General features: G+C 34.5%; 15 protein-coding genes. All 15 read left to right on the top strand.

Annotation, left to right across the window (positions count from 1 at the left end; all coding sequences use genetic code 11):
- The first annotated feature begins 18 nt into the window (after positions 1 to 18).
- A complete protein-coding gene (locus AC1D7X_RS24555; RefSeq protein ID WP_495476316.1) occupies positions 19 to 2,313 on the top strand; it encodes a glycosyl hydrolase family 65 domain-containing protein in 2,295 nt (764 codons plus the stop codon).
- 197 nt (positions 2,314 to 2,510) lie between these two features.
- Positions 2,511 to 2,855 carry a class I SAM-dependent methyltransferase gene (locus tag AC1D7X_RS24560; RefSeq protein ID WP_495476317.1) on the top strand — a complete coding sequence of 115 codons (345 nt, stop codon included), beginning with the start codon at positions 2,511 to 2,513 and terminating at the stop codon, positions 2,853 to 2,855.
- A gap of 470 nt (positions 2,856 to 3,325) precedes the next feature.
- Positions 3,326 to 4,303, top strand: a complete 978-nt coding sequence (locus AC1D7X_RS24565) for an NAD-dependent epimerase/dehydratase family protein (RefSeq protein ID WP_495476318.1) — start codon at positions 3,326 to 3,328, stop codon at positions 4,301 to 4,303.
- 12 nt (positions 4,304 to 4,315) lie between these two features.
- Positions 4,316 to 5,425 (top strand): DegT/DnrJ/EryC1/StrS family aminotransferase, encoded by a 1,110-nt coding sequence (locus AC1D7X_RS24570; protein ID WP_495476319.1) that lies wholly within the window; start codon positions 4,316 to 4,318, stop codon positions 5,423 to 5,425.
- Positions 5,426 to 5,459: 34 nt separating this feature from the next.
- Complete coding sequence (locus AC1D7X_RS24575) at positions 5,460 to 6,929, top strand: class I adenylate-forming enzyme family protein (RefSeq protein WP_495476320.1); 1,470 nt, start codon at positions 5,460 to 5,462, stop codon at positions 6,927 to 6,929.
- Positions 6,930 to 6,933: 4 nt separating this feature from the next.
- Positions 6,934 to 7,830, top strand: a complete 897-nt coding sequence (locus tag AC1D7X_RS24580) for a glycosyltransferase (protein WP_495476321.1) — start codon at positions 6,934 to 6,936, stop codon at positions 7,828 to 7,830.
- A gap of 60 nt (positions 7,831 to 7,890) precedes the next feature.
- Positions 7,891 to 8,130, top strand: a complete 240-nt coding sequence (locus AC1D7X_RS24585) for an acyl carrier protein (protein ID WP_495476322.1) — start codon at positions 7,891 to 7,893, stop codon at positions 8,128 to 8,130.
- Between the two features lie 84 nt (positions 8,131 to 8,214).
- The gene (locus tag AC1D7X_RS24590; protein ID WP_495476323.1) at positions 8,215 to 9,936 is read left to right on the top strand and encodes an alpha/beta hydrolase family protein; all 1,722 of its coding nucleotides are present in this window, start codon (positions 8,215 to 8,217) and stop codon (positions 9,934 to 9,936) included.
- Positions 9,937 to 9,948: 12 nt separating this feature from the next.
- Positions 9,949 to 11,520, top strand: coding sequence for a B12-binding domain-containing radical SAM protein (locus tag AC1D7X_RS24595; protein ID WP_495476324.1), 1,572 nt, complete (start codon positions 9,949 to 9,951; stop codon positions 11,518 to 11,520).
- A gap of 16 nt (positions 11,521 to 11,536) precedes the next feature.
- The gene (locus tag AC1D7X_RS24600) at positions 11,537 to 13,465 is read left to right on the top strand and encodes a carbamoyltransferase C-terminal domain-containing protein (protein WP_495476325.1); all 1,929 of its coding nucleotides are present in this window, start codon (positions 11,537 to 11,539) and stop codon (positions 13,463 to 13,465) included.
- Between the two features lie 27 nt (positions 13,466 to 13,492).
- A complete protein-coding gene (locus tag AC1D7X_RS24605; RefSeq protein WP_495476326.1) occupies positions 13,493 to 13,744 on the top strand; it encodes a phosphopantetheine-binding protein in 252 nt (83 codons plus the stop codon).
- A gap of 46 nt (positions 13,745 to 13,790) precedes the next feature.
- Positions 13,791 to 14,816 carry a BtrH N-terminal domain-containing protein gene (locus AC1D7X_RS24610; protein ID WP_495476327.1) on the top strand — a complete coding sequence of 342 codons (1,026 nt, stop codon included), beginning with the start codon at positions 13,791 to 13,793 and terminating at the stop codon, positions 14,814 to 14,816.
- Between the two features lie 19 nt (positions 14,817 to 14,835).
- On the top strand, positions 14,836 to 16,644 hold the full coding sequence (locus tag AC1D7X_RS24615; protein WP_495476328.1) for an ABC transporter ATP-binding protein: 1,809 nt from the start codon (positions 14,836 to 14,838) through the stop codon (positions 16,642 to 16,644).
- On the top strand, positions 16,641 to 18,446 hold the full coding sequence (locus tag AC1D7X_RS24620) for an ABC transporter ATP-binding protein (RefSeq protein WP_495476329.1): 1,806 nt from the start codon (positions 16,641 to 16,643) through the stop codon (positions 18,444 to 18,446). The genes AC1D7X_RS24615 and AC1D7X_RS24620 overlap by 4 nt, the downstream gene beginning before the upstream one ends.
- A gap of 141 nt (positions 18,447 to 18,587) precedes the next feature.
- Positions 18,588 to 19,721, top strand: a complete 1,134-nt coding sequence (locus AC1D7X_RS24625; RefSeq protein WP_495476335.1) for a DegT/DnrJ/EryC1/StrS family aminotransferase — start codon at positions 18,588 to 18,590, stop codon at positions 19,719 to 19,721.
- Positions 19,722 to 19,737: the final 16 nt, after the last annotated feature.

The raw sequence follows: 19,737 nt of genomic DNA on the forward strand, positions 1-19,737 counted from the left end.
AGAAAGTGGTGTTTGTTTGTGAATCCTTACATTATAAAGCAACAATCCTATGAGAGCGGGCAGCATCCGTTTTATGAGACAATATTTACTCTTTCAAATGGTTACGTAGGTTTAAGATCCACGATTGAGTTTGATAGCCAGTATTCTGTACCGGGGGCTTTTTATTATAATTTGTATGATTATGGGCTGTCTGTTCCTAATCATATTGTTAATGGACCCAGTTGGTTAGATATCAAACTTCGGATCGACGGAGAGTCAATCAATTTTGACCATTGTAATATACTTCATTTTGAAAGAATATTAGATATGAAAAATTCAACTGTTCAGGTAGATATTAAGTTTGAAGATAGTAATGGACGCATAACAGATTATAAGTATTCTTATTTTATTCATGGAAATCAGAATGTTTCGATAGTAAGTGGGGAGTTGACTGCTTTGAATTATGAAGCGGATGTCATGATTGAATTAGCTTTCAATTATGAAGGTGGTAACTCTTATCACGGCGGATTTTATGACAACAATGTTAAATCGTATCATTTAGAACTAAAAGAACACTTCATAGAAGGTTCGATTTGTGTTCTGTCACTAATGACAAAAGGAAGTAAAAAGCTAGTGCACACTGCCTCGTCGGTTGTATCAGAGCAAATGATTAAAGCAGTTCCGTTCATAGAAAAAAATCGGATTGGAACGAATGCGCTTTTTAAAGCAAAGAGAGAAGAGTCGATTACCTTTATAAGATATGTCACATTTGATTCTGACTCAAGCAGTCAACAAGAAGTTCACCAAACTCTCCGAGAAATTGTTCAGTGTGGAAAAGATCGACTTTTTGAAGAACATAGAGAGACTTGGTCAAAAAAATGGGAAGATATTTCAATCAATGTTGAGGGTGATTTTAAGGCATTTCAAGGGTTGCTTTTCTCCACTTTTCACTTGCTCCAGGTTATGAATGACGAATGTATCAAAAATATTGGGGCCAGAGGGCTAAGTAGTGAATACCATCATGGACACTTTTTCTTTAATACTGACTTATATAAAGTTCCATTCTTTAGTTGGCACTATCCTGATCAGGCTCGTTCTCTCTTAATGCATCGCGTCGATACTAAAGAAGGCGCTCGAAAGTATGCTGAAGCTACTGGCTACAAGGGAGTTAGATGGTCGGAGGAATCAGATATTGATGGAGAGCCAGGCGGACCAACTAGAGTTTATCATTTTGAGAAAGCTACTTACTTCGAAGAATGGACAGGAAGATTAGTCAAGCATATTAGTTCAAATGTGGCATACTCAATGATTGAATACGCAGCGATTACAGGTGATCAAGAGTTCATTGATAATCATTTAGACTTACTTATAGAAATTAGTAGATTTAATGTGAGTCTTGCAGAATGGGATCATGAGGCACAGGTATATTCCATAAACCATGTGATTGGTCCAGATGAATATCATATAGATATCAATAACAACTTTTATACGAATTATTTAGCTAAATGGTGTATTGAGCAAACGAGTAAGCTAGTGCAAAAAGCAGCAGAAGGGTTTAGCGATCTTGGGATTTCTGATGAGGAACTCAAACAATGGGAGCACGTGTCCTCCAATTTGAAGATTTCTCCTAGAAATTGTGAAGGGGTAATTGAGCAATTTGATGGATATTTTAAGCTTCAAGATAAAAAAATATCAGATTATGATTCCAACGGAAGACCGATAATGGACGAAGATTTGGTAGAAAAATCACTGAGCTTTTCGGGTGATGGCACTCAAATCATTAAGCAGTGCGATGTAATCATGTTAATGTCCATGTTAAGGGATCAGTTCATGCAAGAGGATAAGGAAATTAACTTTAATTTCTATGATGCAAGGACGACTCATGAGTCTTCGTTAAGTGCCACTCATGCTGGAATTGTGGCCGCTGATAATGAAATGATTGAAACTGCTTATAAATATTTTTTAATATCTGTGCGGTTCAATTTAGATTTTCATCCGAAAGAAAATTATAATAATGGCTTACATATCGCGTCTTACGGAGGAGCATGGCTAATTCTGTTATATGGCTTCTTTGGATTGGAGAATCATTCTAATTCTCTGAAAGTAAGGCCAAGAATACCTGACAACTGGAACTCAGTTACTACTCAAATTGTCTGGAGAAATAAAAAGTTGAAGTTATTTGCAGCACATAATTATTTCGAAATTACATTGGTAGAGGGAGCAGAGTGTATAGTTGGTTCCGATAACAACGGTAGTTTTCTTCTAAATAAAAATATGTCTTTGGAATTTGCAAATAGTGAATGTGGCGTGAAAATTCTGGAGAAGGGACACTAAGGTATAGTTGATGACTCTTTAGGGCTAAGTATACGAACGATGTGAGGGAGACCATTATGATGGAGATACCAACAGATTGGTATAAGACAGCCTATAAATTACATATGAAGGATATGCAATGGACTCAAGAAAGGTTCATGAAGTGAACGTGGTTCATGAATTATTTCAAATAAAGAAACCACTCAATATACTAGAGTATGGGATGCGGTTACGGTAGGCATTCTATCGAATTTGCAAAGAGAGGCCATGCTATAAATGGCTTTGATATTAATCCCGAACTTGTTTACTATGCTAAAGAAATAGCGAAATCACAAAATATCAATAACATTGATTTGTTTGAAGCTGATGTTCGGGAAATAAGCTACGTCAATGAACTTGATTTAGTTTTAAATCTATATGAAGGTGGAATTGGATTCTGGAAACAGATGAGGAGAATGAGAAAATTTTCAATATTATTTCGGGCTCAAAACCGAAACCAGTGCTTGATTAATTCAGAGCTTAGTGTTGACAAGATTATTACGGATAAAACAGGGCTCATCTAACGAATAAATGTTCAGAATTACGCTCTGAAAGTGTCAAGCACTGATTATGAGGTTGAGCCTTATTTCGAAGTGCTTAATTGAGAATGGCAATAGTTTTATTCATCTAATTAATGGTGATTACGCTAGAAGGAGATTTCCAACTAGAGACTGGGATTACAATCCAGACACTCAGACTATATGTTTAGATGAGTATCAGTATGACCCTATTAGTCAATATGCTATACAGGAATCAAAAATCTTTAAAAATGGGTCTAAATGTGATTTTGATATCGAAGTCGCACGATTCAGAACATATTCTGTTCAAGACATTGAATTAATCTTCTCAAAACACAATATGAAGGTGAATCATTCTTTTGAAGGTTTTAATATCGAAAAACTAATTTCACCTAGGAGTATGAATATTTCCATAGCTAGTTCCAAAACTAAATAATTAAATTGGAATTTGGAAAACTATATTAGGAGGGAAAGACATGATATTAGTAACTGGTGGAGCAGGCTTTGTAGGAGCTCAATTAGTAGATGCTTTAATTGAGAAAGGATACAAAGTTAGGGTTTTAGACTGGTTCCTTTACGAGAAATTCCCTTACAAGGCTGAATACAAAGACAAAATTGAGATTGTTCAGGGAGATATCCGAGATGAGGCGAAGGTTATTCAGGCGATGGAAAGCATTGATATTGTCATTCATCTTGCAGCTATCTCTAATGACCCTAGTGCAGATTTAGATCCAAAGCTAACCTGGGACGTCAATTACAATGGGACTCTAAATGTATTGAAAATAGCTAAAGAACAAGGAGTCAAAAGGTTTATTAATGCTTCGTCTGCAAGCGTTTACGGAATTAACGAAAATTCAGATGTGACAGAGTTGACTCCAATGATGCCTATTACATGCTATGCAGAAACGAAGTGTAAAGCTGAAGAAGGAGTTCTTGCGGAGAACTGTAGTGAGTTTACGACTGTTAGTTTACGACCTGCGACTTTGGTAGGCTATTCAAAGCGGCTTCGTCTTGATTTAGTGGCAAATATTTTCACAAATCAAGCAATTACAAATAATAAAATTACTATTTTAGGTGGGACCCAAAAACGTCCATTATTGTCGATTGAGGACATGGTAGACATTTATTTGGAACTTATCGAGGCTCCGGCAGATCATATCGGAGGACAAGCTTTTAACGTATCTGAGTCCAATTTTACAGTGCTGGATATTGCATCTATGGTTGCTGAAATAGTAAGCAAATCAGTAGAAATTGATATTCAAGATTCTAATGATAAGAGGTCTTATCATTTAAATTCTAATAAGATCACATCTTCACTAGACTGGAAACCTAAGTTTGGAATCCATCAATCTATTAAGAAATTAGTTGATAATTTTGTTTGCCGAAACATATCTGATCCAAATAGTAGTAAATATCAGAACATTAAAAAAATGAAGGAAGTTCAAACTAGCTGAGGAGAACATTAAATGAAAATTCCTTATGTAGATTTATGTGTTGAAGGTAATCTGCTGGAAGAAATCCATGAATCATTGAATACTGTATTTTTCAAAGGGGATTACATTTTAGGAAATGAAGTTACAAAGTTTGAGAACAATGTATGTGAATATATGGGGATTACAAATACCATAGGCGTAAATTCTGGCTTAGACGCACTAGTCTTAGCGTTAAAATCATCCCAAATTGGAGAAGGTGACGAAGTTATCACGGTTTCCAATTCATTTGTCGCAACCGTATCTGCCATAGTATTAGTTGGTGCGACGCCTGTACTTGTTGATGTGGGAGATGATCGGAACATAGATCCAGATCTTATTGCCGAATCAATATCTCCAAAAACAAAAGCTATTATAGTGGTTCATTTGGCTGGAAGACCTTGTAAAATGGATGGAATTATGAAAATAGCCAATGCGTATGGACTTATTGTCATTGAGGATGCCGCACAAGCAATAGGGGCCACTTTTGAAGGAAAGCAAGTAGGTACTCTTGGACATATTGGATGTTTTAGTATGCATCCTTTGAAAAATCTTGGTGCGTGCGGAGATGCTGGAATTATTGTGACAGATAACGAAGAAATGAGCAATTGTATTAGACTGCTACGAAATCATGGTCTTAAGACACGTGATGAATGCGTCCTGTGGGGAATGAATTCGCGACTCGACACTATCCAAGCTACATTATTGAATATTAAGTTCAAATATTTGGACGATTGGAATAAGAGGAGAAGAGAAATCGCTGCTTACTATAATAATCAATTCAAATATCTTCCAGTTATCATACCTGTTGATACGCAAGGTGTTCACTCTGTGTACCACGCCTATGTGATTCAAACGGAAAATCGTAACCGCTTAATCGAATATATGAGTGACCAAGGCGTAGATTGTAAAGTGCATTATCCAATTCAAATTCATCAACAAAAAGCTTTCATAGATTCATATGGACATATTTCGTTACCAAAAACCGAAATGCAAGGAGAACGTATTCTATCGATACCTGTTCATCAAAATCTATCTGATATTGAAGTAGAATATATCGCTAAAGAAGTGAAAAAATTCTTTGTAATGTACAGGAGGGCTATTTAGAAGAGAAGATTATTTACTGAAAAGGAATATAAAAATGAGAATCGATGAATTAATATTTCATTCCCAACAAGAGCAGTTCTCTATCGTAGATAATGGAGAAGAATATGGTCGTTATCAATTGTTACAAGAGATTATTGAATTCCAAAAAATGATATGCACTAAAATTCAGCCAGGAGCAAGAGTAGGAATCGTAATCGAAAGCAGTGTTGATTTCGTTATAGCTTTCTTCGCAGTCATATCATCAAATGCGACGGCTGTGTTAATCGATCCTAGTATACCGTATAAAACAATTGTTGATTACTTGGATAGAGCAGAAGCAAGTCTAGTAATTACAAATCGTAAGTCAAGTTCAATCCTGTCTAAACAGGAACAAGATACAGCAATTTGTCATAAATCATTCTTCTTAACTATACTTAAGCAGGCTGACACAAAAATAATTAAAAATGATGATGCAGTCATATTGTTTAGTTCGGGTACAACGGGAGGAGCAAAAGGTGTTGTACTAACGCATAAGGGGATTATTTGCAACATTAAAGCAATAGCGTCATATATGCACCCAAATCAACAAGATATATTTTATATAACCAGAACAATGGTGTACGTATCTTCGTTGATAGGTGAACTATTTGTAGCTCTATATGCCGGTTCAAAGACAGTAATTATGAATCCCAGAATTTCTCCTTCTGCTACTCTAAAGTTAATTGAACGGAACGGTGTTACTATACTGGGGATAAATCCTACTATATTAAATCTACTTATGAAGGCAAGTTGTGTTAGGAACTATGATCTAAGCAGCGTGAGAGCGGTTTATGTTAGTGGAGCAGTAGCGAAAAAGGAATTATTGGTAGAAGCGAACAAAATATTTAAGGCAGCCGGTATTTATAATGTGTATGGACTAACTGAAGCTGGATTTAGAGTGTCAGCTCAACGACCTGATGAATATAGCGAGAACGGATCGGTTGGGAAACCGTTAGACGGAGTAGAAATTAAAATTATTAATAATGTTGGCGTTGAATGTGAACCAAATGAGATAGGGGAAATTAACGTTCATACCCCTAGTCTTATGAAAGGTTATCTAGGCAATCAACAATTGACAGAAGATAGAATCGTAAATGGTTGGCTGAAGACTAATGATGAGGGCTATCTGGATGTGAACGGTCAGTTGTTTGTAAGAGGAAGAAAAGACGACCTAATTAATAGGGGAGGTATTAATATCGACCCTAGTTGTATTGAGGGGATCATTACTGACTTTTCAGACATAGATGATTGTGTTGTATTTGGAATCCCAGATGAAAATTATGTACAAAAAATTGTGTGTGTGTATACAACAAAACGTAAAAGTAAATTAAAATTGAGTAGTGAAGAGCTCAATAGACATTGTCAGCAATATTTGAGGCAAGTTGAAATTCCACAGGTGTTTGTTGAATGGAGCAGTATAGAAAAAACGAACACCGGGAAAATATCACGAGTCATGGCTAGAAACCGCTTTCTAAAGGAGAAATAGCTATATGAAGGGAAATAAAAGTTATAAGGCATCTGTCATTATTCCTGTATACAATCAGAAAGAGTCATTGGGCTATACGCTAGAATTTTTTAATTATCAAACTTGCTCAACAAGTGATTTTGAGGTTGTGATTGTTAATGACGGTTCGATTGATGGTTTGGATGAAAATTATATATCCTCACGCTTCGATCCGAAATTTGATATTAAGTTGATTAACCAAAAGAATATGGGGAGAGCAAGTGCAAGAAATGCCGGTATACGTGAAAGCTCAAGTGAAATTCTGATATTTTGTGATGCGGATAGGGTTCCTGACAACGATTTTGTTGCCAATCATATTAAGTTAAACAGTAAATTTGATTATGAGGTTGCTGTTATCGGAGCTAGCTATGACTATTTTGGCGGATTGGCTCGTCTGGAAAACTTTGAACAGAATGAGATGAGGAAATATTCGAGACTGCCGCAGTATTACAAAAAAATAATGACATTATACAATGATCAACAATTATCAAGCTCGCCGATTGCTTGGATCAGTTTCCTTGCAGGAAACTCAAGTATAAAGAAAGAGCATATTGTTAGGGCAGGTACGTTCGATGAGAAATTTAAATCTTGGGGATTTGAGCATTTTGAATTAGCTATTAGATTACAGGGAAATAATATTATGTTTGTAAATGGTAGTGATACTATCAACTATCACCTTCCGCATCCAAGAAGTAAAGATTATTTTATACAGCAATATGAAGCCAGCACGGAACTGCTTTCAGAAGTTCATCCAGATAAAAAGGTAAGTCTACTAAAATTATTTTTAATGGGTGAAATTTCATTGCGGCGTTTTGAAGCAGAGTTTAGCAATAATACTTATACCAATGAAAGCTGCCTTGACGAAGTTTTTTTTAAATTATAATTTGCAGAAACCATTATTAATTAGATATCTCTAGAAAATCAAATTACAGGAGGTAATAAAATGGATAGATATGATTGGATTGCAAAAACAATTCGAGAAGAACTAGATTACAACCAGGACATAACTATTGATGCAACGAAGAGTTTTTCAGAATTAGGTATTGATTCGCTTGGCATCATGACATTATTTGTACACATCGAGGAGCATTATAATATTGAAATCGATGAGGATGCATTAATCACTGAGAATATTGATTCTATTGAAAACCTATGCAGTTATTTAAATCATAAACTGAAATGATCCCTAACATGCTAAGGATTGGTTAGAACTTGACCGGCGAAGATTTAGCAACAAGGAATCTATCTGAAAGTAGAGGGATTGTAGATGGTAAGACAGTATTACATACCTTTTAAACAATCAACAATATTCTCCACGATATGGTTTGGGAAGGGAGAAGGCAATAAAGGGAATATCTTTATATGTCCCTCCTTAGCCAATCGTTCCATGGCAGGTATTCGTTACTATACTAGTACGCTTGCAAAAGAATTAAGCTGTCTAGGATTTAATGTGATGACATTTAATTATCCAGGGACAGGTAATAGTGATGGAGAGCTTGTCTTGCAGGGGCTTGATGAATGTATAGAAGCTAGTGAAATCGTGCATGATTTTATGGCAAATATGCTTGAAATCACCGTTGATTTAATAATAGGTGTATCTGCTGGAAACTTCGTAGCCCCAATATTAGCTAATAGAAAAGGAAGTAAACAATTATTTTTATTAAATCCAGATATAAGTTCAATAAAAATGATGTGCACGAAGCTTGAGGATCAAACGAATGAAATGCACAGAGAAACAATCCCATTGGGTTATTTGGAAACCCAATACGCTAGGTTAGTTGAAAATGGAAGTCAGCCTACTTTTGAAATTATAAACATAGAGAATCCAGACTATGAATTGAGATTTTGGGATACTACGGTAGGTCCATTTTTTGGTGGTGAAAGTGAGGTTGTAAGTTATAAAACAATTTGTGGTTTAAGCGGGTTGAATTATAACGAAATTTTGAGTGAGTTTAAGGGAAGTATAACGATATTCCATTGGGGAAATGGAAGATGGTTTGAAAGTTTAGATATTTCTAAAGAACAAAAAAAGGTAACGATAATCGATTGTGGGCATCTAACAAATGAAAACTATTGGTTGCAATCATCAGAACTATTCGATTATACCATCGATTGTGTATGTCGCCATACGGATCAACGTTTAGCAGAAAATCAAAGTAAACCGACTTATAATGTTGAACGGTTGTCGAAATATCAAGTAACCAAACTAGAAACCATATTTATGCAAACTTTTGCCCTTGAAGTTAGAGGAAACCAAATGGCAGGGGTACTATATGGACCTAGGGATTATTCAGGTGAAAATTTACCCGTGGTTATATTCGAGCATGGTCTTTGTTGTGACAGTGTTAGCGAATTCAAAGCGTGGCATATGCTAGCAAAGAAGTTAGCGGAGAATGGATATTACAGTTTCAGATACGACCATATCGGTTCAGGCGTAAGTGAAGGGGACTTTGATAAAACGTCATATGAAGATTATGTGGATGATTTACAAAATGTAATTCGCTTATTAGAACAATTAGGAACGATTAATACATCACAAATTACAATGCTCTCGTGGAGTTTCGGAGCTAATATTTCTTGGCTAGTTGCTGAGAAAGAATTAGGGATTAAGAATCTAGTTCTATGGAGTCCTGTTATTAACGATATTCCTGCAACTTCTAAAATTAAATTGTTACGCAACAGTAGTAAAAATATAGTCTTCCCGATTAGCCCATTATGGTTACCAGTAGAGTTTCTACAATATGAAAAGCATTTAAATCGAGAAGATCTTTATGATAACTGCACTCTTCCTACTTTGTTAGTAACCGGTGAGAATGACGATATTAATTGCTACAAATATATAGCAGATAGAGTGCAAAATAGAAGTTGTGACAGTCATGTTGTTGTGAAAGGTGCAGGACATTGCTTTTCACAATCGACGATAAATATTGCAATTGAATCGACTATTTCTTGGATAAAGAAATGTAATAGGACACATGAGTATAGGTAGGTGGTTCGATAAATGAAAATTTTGTTATTAGCCATCTGCAGTGATGATCAGTATGTAGATGAAGAAATAGGCTTAGCCTACATTGCTTCAACGCTACAAAAAGAAGGTCACGATGTAAGTCTTAAAATTTTTAGTATCAAATACATTGATTATAATTGGATACTAGATTTTTATCCAGATGTCATTGGCATAAATGTGTACAATGTGACTTATGAATATGCGAAACTTATTTCTGAACATGTGAAAAAGCTTTTAAAAGATACATATATTTGCTGGGGAGGATATTTCTCATCTTGCTTTAATGTGGAGATTATGACAGCAAATCAATGCCTCGATTTTGTGATTATGGGTGAAGGGGAGAGGAGTTTCTCTAATCTCATCAATACTTTAGCTAAGAAAGAAGATGTAAGTAGAGTTAATGGAATTGTTTATCGTGATAGCAATAATAGATTAATTACAAATCCAGAATCGACTGACACTGGAAAACTAGATGATCTTCCTTTTCCTAATAGAGAACCATTAGTTCAATATAATATTAAAGCGGCAAAAATATTTTTTACCCGTGGATATGGAAGTGATTTGAACAATCAGAGGATCCGTTTAAGAAGTGTAAAAAACATTGTTGATGAAATTGAGTACATTGTGACTAATTATAACATTAACCGATTTGATGTTTTAGACCATGGTTTTAATAGTGATGAATATGTAAATGTATTAACAAGTTTTATGGATGAGATTAATAAAAGAAATCTAGAAATATATTTTTATATGTATGTGACTTTTGATTTTTCTCAAAAAGTAAGTAAAGAATTTGTAAGAAATTTGGTTCAGGCTGGATTATGTGGTGTGTTTATAGACTTGGAAACAGGTAATGAAGCAGATAGAAAATTATATGGTAAAAGCAAATCAATTGATGACTTTAAAAATACATTAGAATTTATGAATGAATTGGAAATACATGTATCGATAACGTTTGTTAATTTCAATCCGTACTCTACGTTTGAAAGCTTAAGAGAAAACGCAAACTTTTTATCTGCAAACTTTTTGGCGGGCGCTTTTCACCTTACGAATCTATTAGCTCCTAACCAATCAACAAAACTATTTGAGCAGATTAAAAGCGATGGATTGCTTATAGAATCGCAGCAATTTTATGAATATGAATACAAATTTATGGATGAACGGATAGGTAAGCTAGGTTCATTAATTAAAAATTATTTTAGCAAATTTAATGCCCAAAACGATTACAATCTGAAGCTGTACTCTTTCAACATTGATTACCTTAATATGCTTTCCTACCTCAAAAGAAAATTCCATAATGAGGCAAATACTTTAGAGGTAGTTGTAAGTAACGAATCAGCTACAAATGAAATTCTACAGCAAATGGGAAATATGATCACACTTTGGTTCAATGAGTTACTAGACTTGGCAGAACATAATTGGGATCCTGAGCGTGCGTGGCTTTTGTGTGAGCAAAATTTCGAGGGAAGCCAGTTTGATGAATATATAAGTTTGCTGGATCTCCAAAAAAAGAGATTACTCATTAAGTTATTTAAGATGAACCGTGAATACGCGAATTATATATAGATTAGGGAGTGAAAATATGAAAAACGGATATTATCTATCAGCATATATTCATATTGGTAATGTTGCTCATTTGCTTAATTTATCTGTTAGACATGATCAAAATATAGCACTTTGGCGAAAAGAAGGAGATAACGTAGAGCTTGTTCATTACTGGGAGCTGGAGCGATTAAGCGGGCTTAAGGGGCATCATAAATCATTTTACAATAAAGCCGATGCAATAAGTTGTATTAATAATCTCTTAGCAGATTACAAATTAACCATTGATGATATGAACGATATATGGGGAACACCTGAGTTAGCAGAAGAGTATTATAAAACTCCAATTCATAATGAAATTGCATATCATAGTATAGCGCATTTGTTTTCATCTATGTTAATAGACAGTCAAAAATTCTACAACTCCAATATTATAACTATGGCTGTAGATGGTGGGCCTGATAATGTAGTCGACGGAAATGCATATAAAAAGAAGTATTATGCTGGTTGCATTTCTATAAACGGCAAGGTAAAGATGTTCCCAATTTATTCTCCTGGTATATTATGGGATCACTCTCGCCATAAGTACAATATGCGGGAAGGTTCGTTAATGGCGTTAGGAAGTGCGAGTAAGAGTGAATTACTAGTCAGTATGGATGAACTGATACTTGTTCAAGAGTTTTACGATCTAAAGAATGCATATGAAAAATTGGACAGCATTATCACATTTATTGAATCATTAGAAGAAAAAGATGCAGGGAAATTGTTTAATTATTTCGATGAGAACTTTAACGAAAGAGAAAATAAAATCAGTATGTTTGTTAAAGTACTGCAGTCAATATCGTTGAAAATTATGGAGTGCAATGTAAATCAAATGATAGAAAAATATCATCTAGATCCCTCACAAGCATATCTAGCTATTGGAGGAGGATTTGGTCTAAATTGTCCTACTAATAGTGCATTAATGGATAAGTATAAATTCAAAGGGTTTATGGCTTCTCCAGCAATTAATGATAGTGGGTTATCACTTGGAATCGGTTTATATGCATTTTACAGTCATCTAGCATCTTTCAATTTCCTCTTCAAAAATGCATATTATGGGGATAAGAAAAACTTTGATATTGATGAATATGGCACCAAGTATAGTGGATTTATTGAAAATATTTCGGAGTTATCAATAGATCGAGTTATAGAAGATATAAAGGAGTCACCAATTGTTTGGTTTAATGATCGCTCAGAGATAGGTCCAAGGGCTTTAGGAAATAGAAGTCTTTTAGCAGATCCTAGATGTACAAAGAGTAAAGATATTTTAAATCATGTAAAGATTAGAGAATGGTGGAGACCAGTAGCACCAATAATATTAGAAGAGGAATTAAATGAATGGTTTGTATCAAATTATGAATCGCCCTATATGCTTAGTACTTTTAAAATTAGAGAAGATAAGCAAGAACTGGTACCCTCAATTGCACATTTGGATAGTTCAGCTAGAATCCAAAGCCTTAGAAAAGAGGATAATGAGACTTTATATAATATTATTGCTGCATTTAAAATGGATACAGGAATTCCATTAATTTGCAACACTTCCTTGAACGACAATGGCGAACCGATTATTAACGATATAGATGAAGTGTTTAATTTTGCTCTGAGAAAAAATATAAAAATAATGTATATCAATGGCTTCAGAGTGCAGCTGTTTAATCACCAAGATTACAACGAAACAAAATGTATGAGTAGACCACTTAAAATGAATAAATATGAAAATGAGCAAGAAAGATTAGCACTTTTAAATGAAGTTAATCCTTATGAAATTCCTACTGATTATTTAATTGTAGCTTACCTGGTACCAGAACTTGATTTTAAAAATTATGATATCAAAATTGAAAAGCAAGCTGCAATGTTCCAAAAACTTGCAAAGAAAACGATTTCTTTTAATTTGGCAGACATATCGATCAGAGAGAACAATAAATAAAAACCAGAGAGGAAGTTGGTTCTAGTTATGAACGATATCTTAGAACAAGTGAAACATATTATTAAGGAGCAATCTGGATTGGATTTATCACTGGATGAGATTAGTGGAACTACAAATTTGAAACATATAGGGGTGGATTCTATCTCCTTTGTAAAAATTATTGTTGAAATAGAAGAGCAGTTCTCTTTTGAGGTTGAGGACGACAATTTGACGGCCGATAATTTGCAAACTGTTCAAGATTTTATGAATCTAATTATGAAAAATCAAGTCGAGAAATAACAATGAATTTTTGAGCTGATGACCATGGTGAAAAAGAGGGAATAATGTGATCATAAACGACTTTGCTAATATTGAGCCATTTTTAGATGTAGAGCTGGATTGTTATCAAAATTTAATAATGTCGCTCATTTTGTATAAAAAATATCCAGTTAATTACTTAGGATCAGTATGGCCGTGGCAGTTCAACATGAACGTATTGTTGATGGTAGAGAGAAGCTATGAAGAGATACAGATTACAGATATTGAACCCGTTAATCCTGAACAGCTACATGCACTTTACAATATCGAAATGAAGATTCATTATCCATCTAAAAAAAAAATGTTGAATGAAATTAAGGAATATTTGAATGATGGGTTTCCTGTAATTGTGAACTTTGATCAATACTACGCACATTATCATTATCCTCATATTTATCAAAAACGCCATGGAGATCATGCGGTAATGGTAATTGGATACGATGATAAGAAAGGGCAAATTCATTGTGTTTCAGCCATCCCTAAGTATAAGGGGGTTATGTCCTATCCTGAATTTTTAAAAGGAATTCATGAGGCTGAAGTACGTTCATACACAACACTGTTATTTAAGCAGGAACAAGTACAAATAAGTAAAGGCAAGACGTGGGAAGAATTTATGCATTCCATCAAACGATTGCATAAATTGTATAAGCATCCTGAAAATAGCCTTCTATCAGATGAACGCATACATTCATTTACATTTAAACTACTATTAGAGCAGATTCTACAGGTTAGTGATGAGCGAATAGGCAGCATTGCCACGAGTCTATGCAGTGGGACTTGGGGATGGCACATCGATAGAAGATGCAATATGACAATTCAATACTTAAAGATGTATGAATCGTTAATATCAAAAGATAATCCCGTATTTAGACTGCTTGAAGAAAATAATCGAGACTGGGTACTTATGTTTCGATTCCTCTTTAAAGCATCGCAAAGCCAAAAGAAAAATGGAATATTTAGCGCGATTGAAAAATTAGAAGTAATCACCTGTCGCGAAAAGGAAGTGCTTGATTTGCTAATTAATTCAAACTTGGAAGATGCAATCAGCCACTAAGGGGGGGGTACAGCTAACTATGAAGAGCAAAGGTTTATATAAAATATTTGATAATAATATTTTTGTATTGAAACTAATTTGGAAGGCTAGTCCTTCTAGAATTTTTTTGAGTTTAGTTTTCAGTGTCGTTAATCGTGTAATGACGTTTCTTTTCTTTGTATTATTACTGCGTTATATTTTGAATGGATTTACGACCGGTATTGATTACTCTGAGGTTGCGCTTGTAATCGGTACATTGGGTGGACTTAAGATTTTATTCTCTATGTTTGAAAATTATTATATACAAGTCTATACGCCAATATCCGATCAAAATATTCAATGGTACATACAGAAACTACTTCTTAAAAAGGCGACTGAAGTAGATATATCCTGTTATGAAAACACAGAGTTCTATGATAGCTACGTTAAAGCATTATCCGAAGCAAGCGTACGTGCACAAGCTGTTGTACAGTCAATAAGTGAATTCGTTGGTATTGTAACGTATATTAGTTTAACTTCTTACATTATTTTTACGATTGATCCGATTGTATTTTGTTTTATCTTTATTCCAGTCATAGCAGGCTTGATAATCGGGAAATACAATAATAAATGGTACCATGCATACAATATGATCAAGTTAGAAATTGAGCGACAAAAAGATTATACACGGCGTACCTTTTATCTCAAAGATTATGCAAAAGAAATAAGACTGACTAATATTCATAGAGTGCTATTCAGACGGTTTTATGACGCATATGAAAACATAGTTTTTGTAACGAAAAAGTATGGAATGAAACTTTCATTACTTCAATATTTATTTTTCCTTGCAAATGAAGTATTAACTGATTCACTAGTAATTTTCTATGTCTCCTATAAAGCACTTGTTAGCAAAACCGTTTTGCTGGGAGATTTCTTTGTCATCATAGATTCGGTAGGCGATGTTGCCTGGTCCTTTAGAGAGTTAGTAGGTATATATACTGATTTCGAGGGAAATTCACTCTACATCGAGAATTTTAGAATCTTTTTGAGCTATGAGCCTAAAATCGATAAAAATGAAAATGGAAAATTAGTTAAGTCCTCGCATAACCGGTTAAAACTGGATGATGTATCTTTCAAGTACGAAGGAATGAAAGACTATGTTCTGAAACGTATAAATATTGAGGTTAAGCAAGGTGAGAAGATTGCACTTGTGGGTAATAATGGTGCAGGAAAATCCACTCTTGTTAAATTAATTATGCGTCTCTATGACACCTCTAAGGGAACCATCTACCTTAATGATCATGATATTAAAAACTATAACTTGGATTCGTATAGAGGCAATATCAAAACAGTATTCCAAGATTATAAGTTGTTCTCAATGAGTATTGCGCGAAATGTAATGCTGTCTGAAGTAGAGACTAAGGAACAGCATCAAATCATTGAAGACTCACTTAAGGCAAGTGGGATATACGAAAAAGTTAAAAATTTAGATAACGGTGTTAACACAATACTTACTCGTGAATTTGATGAAAGAGGAATAGAACTCTCTGGAGGGGAAGCTCAAAAAATTGCTTTAGCGAGAGTATTTGCCCAACCAAGTGGCATTGTTATTCTGGATGAACCATCGAGTGCACTAGATCCTATTGCCGAATATCAGATGTTCTCTAATATGTTGGAAATTTGCAAAGACAAGACAGTTATTTTTGTATCACATCGGATGTCATCAGCAGTAATGGCCGATCGAATTTATTTCTTAAAAGATGGGGAAATCAGCGAGCAAGGAAATCATCAAAAGCTAATGGCGGATGATGGTGAGTATGCAGATTTGTTTAGAAAGCAAGCAGAAAAATATCTTGAGGTGATAGTGTGAACATAAAGAGAGTGACCCAGAATACATTTTATATGCTTAGGCTTGTTTATAAATATTCACCCGCTTACCTCATATGGTCCATTATATATAATGTCTTCAGAGGATTTTCTCTAGCCCTTGCAAATGTATTATTCCTGAAAGTGTTATTTAATAAGGTAGAAGAAGGAGTTTCTTTTTCTGAGATTACGATACTGATTAGCATTTATGTAGTTTACCAAATCATTATATCGTGGTTATATTCCTGGTTCTGGCATTATTTCAGTCACAAGTCACGCGAGGTTCTTCACGGGAAAATGCATGCAGAATTGCTTCAGAAAATTGTGGGAATGGATCTTTCTTGTTACGACAATCCTAATTTCTACTCTGATTTTATTTGGGCAATACAAGGGGCAGATAAAAGGGGCAGTGATACGTTAGATGATTTTTGCGGAATGCTTAATGAGATAGCATCTTTGTTAACAGTTATTGGAGTGCTTCTCACTATAGATGCAAATATTATTTTAATACTGGTGGCAGCTGTTGCTCTGTCTATCTTCTTGCAATATCTTTTTGCAAAAATAGAGGTGAAAAGAGCTATCGATCTTAAGCCGCTAGAAAAAAAGACCTCTTATATAAACCGAATCTTTTATTTAAAAGAATATGCTTCTGAAATTAGGTTAAGTAATGTTTCGAAACTATTGGAGAATGACTATTCGAAAACAATTGAGGACACTAAAAATACTTACAAAAAGTACAGTATGGGGATTTTTATGATTTCTTCTTTGAAAAGTCTCTTATCTGTCCTGAGTGAAGTGGTTATAACCATTATTCTTGCATTCAAGATGTTTGTGCAAAAAACAATTTCGATGGGTGATTTTGCCGCATCAATGAATGGTATATGGAAAGTAACATACAATCTTAATGCGATAGTAGATCGCCTGTCCAAATTCCCAGAGCATAGCTTATATGCCGAAAAGTTTAGAGTGTTTATGGACTATAAACCTGAAATACGGAGTAAATTAAACGCAATAAAAACTCCAAGAGAGATCAATGAGATTGAATTGAGTAATATTTCGTTCTCCTATGAAGGTCAGCATAAGCCAATTTTGAATAACTTATCTCTTAAAATAAATAAAGGAGAGAAAATAGCTTTAGTTGGTTATAACGGTGCGGGAAAATCAACTTTAATCAAGTTACTATTGCGCTTGTATGATGTAAAAGATGGAGTACTCAAGTTAAATGGCATAGACATAAAAGAACTCGATTTAGAAAGTTACCGTAATAGCATTGGCTGTGTGTTTCAAGATTATCAAATGTATGCAGCTAAATTATCTGAAAATGTAGCGATGGACGTGGTTGACGATAGTGACAATGATCGAATACTGAATGCACTTCATGACAGCGGTTTCGATAATAAGCTAAGAAAGATGGAGAAAGGAATCTTCTCGAATCTTACAAGGGAATATGATGATTCCGGCGTTAACCTTTCAGGAGGGGAAGCTCAGAAAGTAGCGATAGCTAGAATTTTCGCTAACAATTATCCAATCGTAGTTCTCGACGAAGCGACTAGTGCGCTAGATCCAAATTCGGAATATGAATTGAACAAAGTCATGATGGAACAATTAAAAGACAAGATTGTTATTTTTATTTCCCATCGTTTATCAACGACGCGAATGGCAGATCGAATAATTATGCTGGAACAGGGTCAAATTGTTGAGCAGGGCACACACGAGGAATTAATGGATCATAATGGTAAGTACGCAGAAATGTTTAATTCTCAAGCGGAGAAATATAGGTTTAATATGTTGCCTAAAGCTAACTAAATAAACGGTTTTTTTTATATCGTGAGCTCTAGGCACCAGTATTGTTGATGATTATTGTTCAAAGCAGTGCGAGAGCTCGCGTGATTAATTGATATTTTTAGCATCGTGTAGCATGAAGTGCTAGGGGGAATTTCGTTGTTGATGACATTCAAAGATCCTATATACGTAACAAGGCCATTGATGCCCAATATAAATAGTATTTCTCGGAAAATTGAAGAAATATACAATGAGAAAATACTGACAAATGGTGGGCCGCAACATATTTTGTTAGAGCAAAATATAAAAAAATATCTAAATGTTAACCATTTATCATTATTCAATAATGGAACTTCTGCATTGTTATTGGGTTTGAAGTCTTTGGATCTCAAGGGAGAGGTAATTACAACGCCATTCACTTTTCCTGCAACGGTTCAAGCTCTTGATTGGAATGGATTGACTCCAGTATTTTGTGATATCGATCCCAATACATTAAATATTGATGCTACAAAGATTGAGAAATTGATTACAAAGAATACCAGTGCTATTCTTGCTGTTCATGTATTCGGGAACCCGTGTGATGTAGAAGCAATTCAAAAGATAGCAGAAAAGCATAATTTGAAAGTTATTTATGATGCGGCACATGCTTTTGGATCAAAAATAGATGGGGAACCAATAGGTAACTTTGGTGACATGGTAATGTTTAGCTTTCACGCTACCAAACTTTTTAATACGGTAGAGGGAGGAGGTCTTACTTATAGGGACGAAAAATTGATTAAAAAGTTAGATCTTCTAAAAAATTTCGGGTTGGATGGACCTGAAGAAGTTGTATTGTCCGGCTTAAACGCGAAGATGAATGAAATTCAAGCTGGTATAGGTTTAGAAGTGTTAAAATTAGTAGATCAAGAAAGATTAAAAAGAGATAAGATTAAAAAGTTATATGAAAAATTGTTAAAAAACATACCAGGAATAAGGGTGTTGACTCCATTAGAACAGGATTCTAGTAGTTATCAATATTTTGTTATTGAAATAGATGAAAGTAAATATGGAAGATCTAGAGATTGGATTCATGAAGAGTTGAAAAGATACAATGTCTTTACAAGAAAATATTTTTATCCATTATGTAGTGACTTTCATTGGTATAAACATCTTGATTCAACTAGGTCGGAAAATCTTCCCTATGCTAGCAGGGTTGTAAAGAGAGTTCTGTCATTACCTTACTATGGTGATTTAGAGCTTGAGGCAGTAGAAACAATATGTACGCTTATAGAAAAAAATGTATGCCAAATAATGTTCTAGCATTAACATAAATTTA

Source organism: Paenibacillus sp. Y568, from assembly GCF_059445545.1.

What these genes read in the sequence shown, in the direction of transcription:
- AC1D7X_RS24600 (WP_495476325.1), top strand. Translation starts at nt 11,537, where the DNA reads ATGAAAAACGGATATTATCTATCAGCATATATTCATATTGGTAATGTT.
- AC1D7X_RS24625 (WP_495476335.1), top strand. Translation starts at nt 18,588, where the DNA reads ATGACATTCAAAGATCCTATATACGTAACAAGGCCATTGATGCCCAAT.
- AC1D7X_RS24595 (WP_495476324.1), top strand. Translation starts at nt 9,949, where the DNA reads ATGAAAATTTTGTTATTAGCCATCTGCAGTGATGATCAGTATGTAGAT.
- AC1D7X_RS24615 (WP_495476328.1), top strand. Translation starts at nt 14,836, where the DNA reads ATGAAGAGCAAAGGTTTATATAAAATATTTGATAATAATATTTTTGTA.
- AC1D7X_RS24585 (WP_495476322.1), top strand. Translation starts at nt 7,891, where the DNA reads ATGGATAGATATGATTGGATTGCAAAAACAATTCGAGAAGAACTAGAT.
- AC1D7X_RS24575 (WP_495476320.1), top strand. Translation starts at nt 5,460, where the DNA reads ATGAGAATCGATGAATTAATATTTCATTCCCAACAAGAGCAGTTCTCT.
- AC1D7X_RS24560 (WP_495476317.1), top strand. Translation starts at nt 2,511, where the DNA reads ATGGGATGCGGTTACGGTAGGCATTCTATCGAATTTGCAAAGAGAGGC.
- AC1D7X_RS24570 (WP_495476319.1), top strand. Translation starts at nt 4,316, where the DNA reads ATGAAAATTCCTTATGTAGATTTATGTGTTGAAGGTAATCTGCTGGAA.
- AC1D7X_RS24580 (WP_495476321.1), top strand. Translation starts at nt 6,934, where the DNA reads ATGAAGGGAAATAAAAGTTATAAGGCATCTGTCATTATTCCTGTATAC.
- AC1D7X_RS24565 (WP_495476318.1), top strand. Translation starts at nt 3,326, where the DNA reads ATGATATTAGTAACTGGTGGAGCAGGCTTTGTAGGAGCTCAATTAGTA.
- AC1D7X_RS24605 (WP_495476326.1), top strand. Translation starts at nt 13,493, where the DNA reads ATGAACGATATCTTAGAACAAGTGAAACATATTATTAAGGAGCAATCT.
- AC1D7X_RS24590 (WP_495476323.1), top strand. Translation starts at nt 8,215, where the DNA reads ATGGTAAGACAGTATTACATACCTTTTAAACAATCAACAATATTCTCC.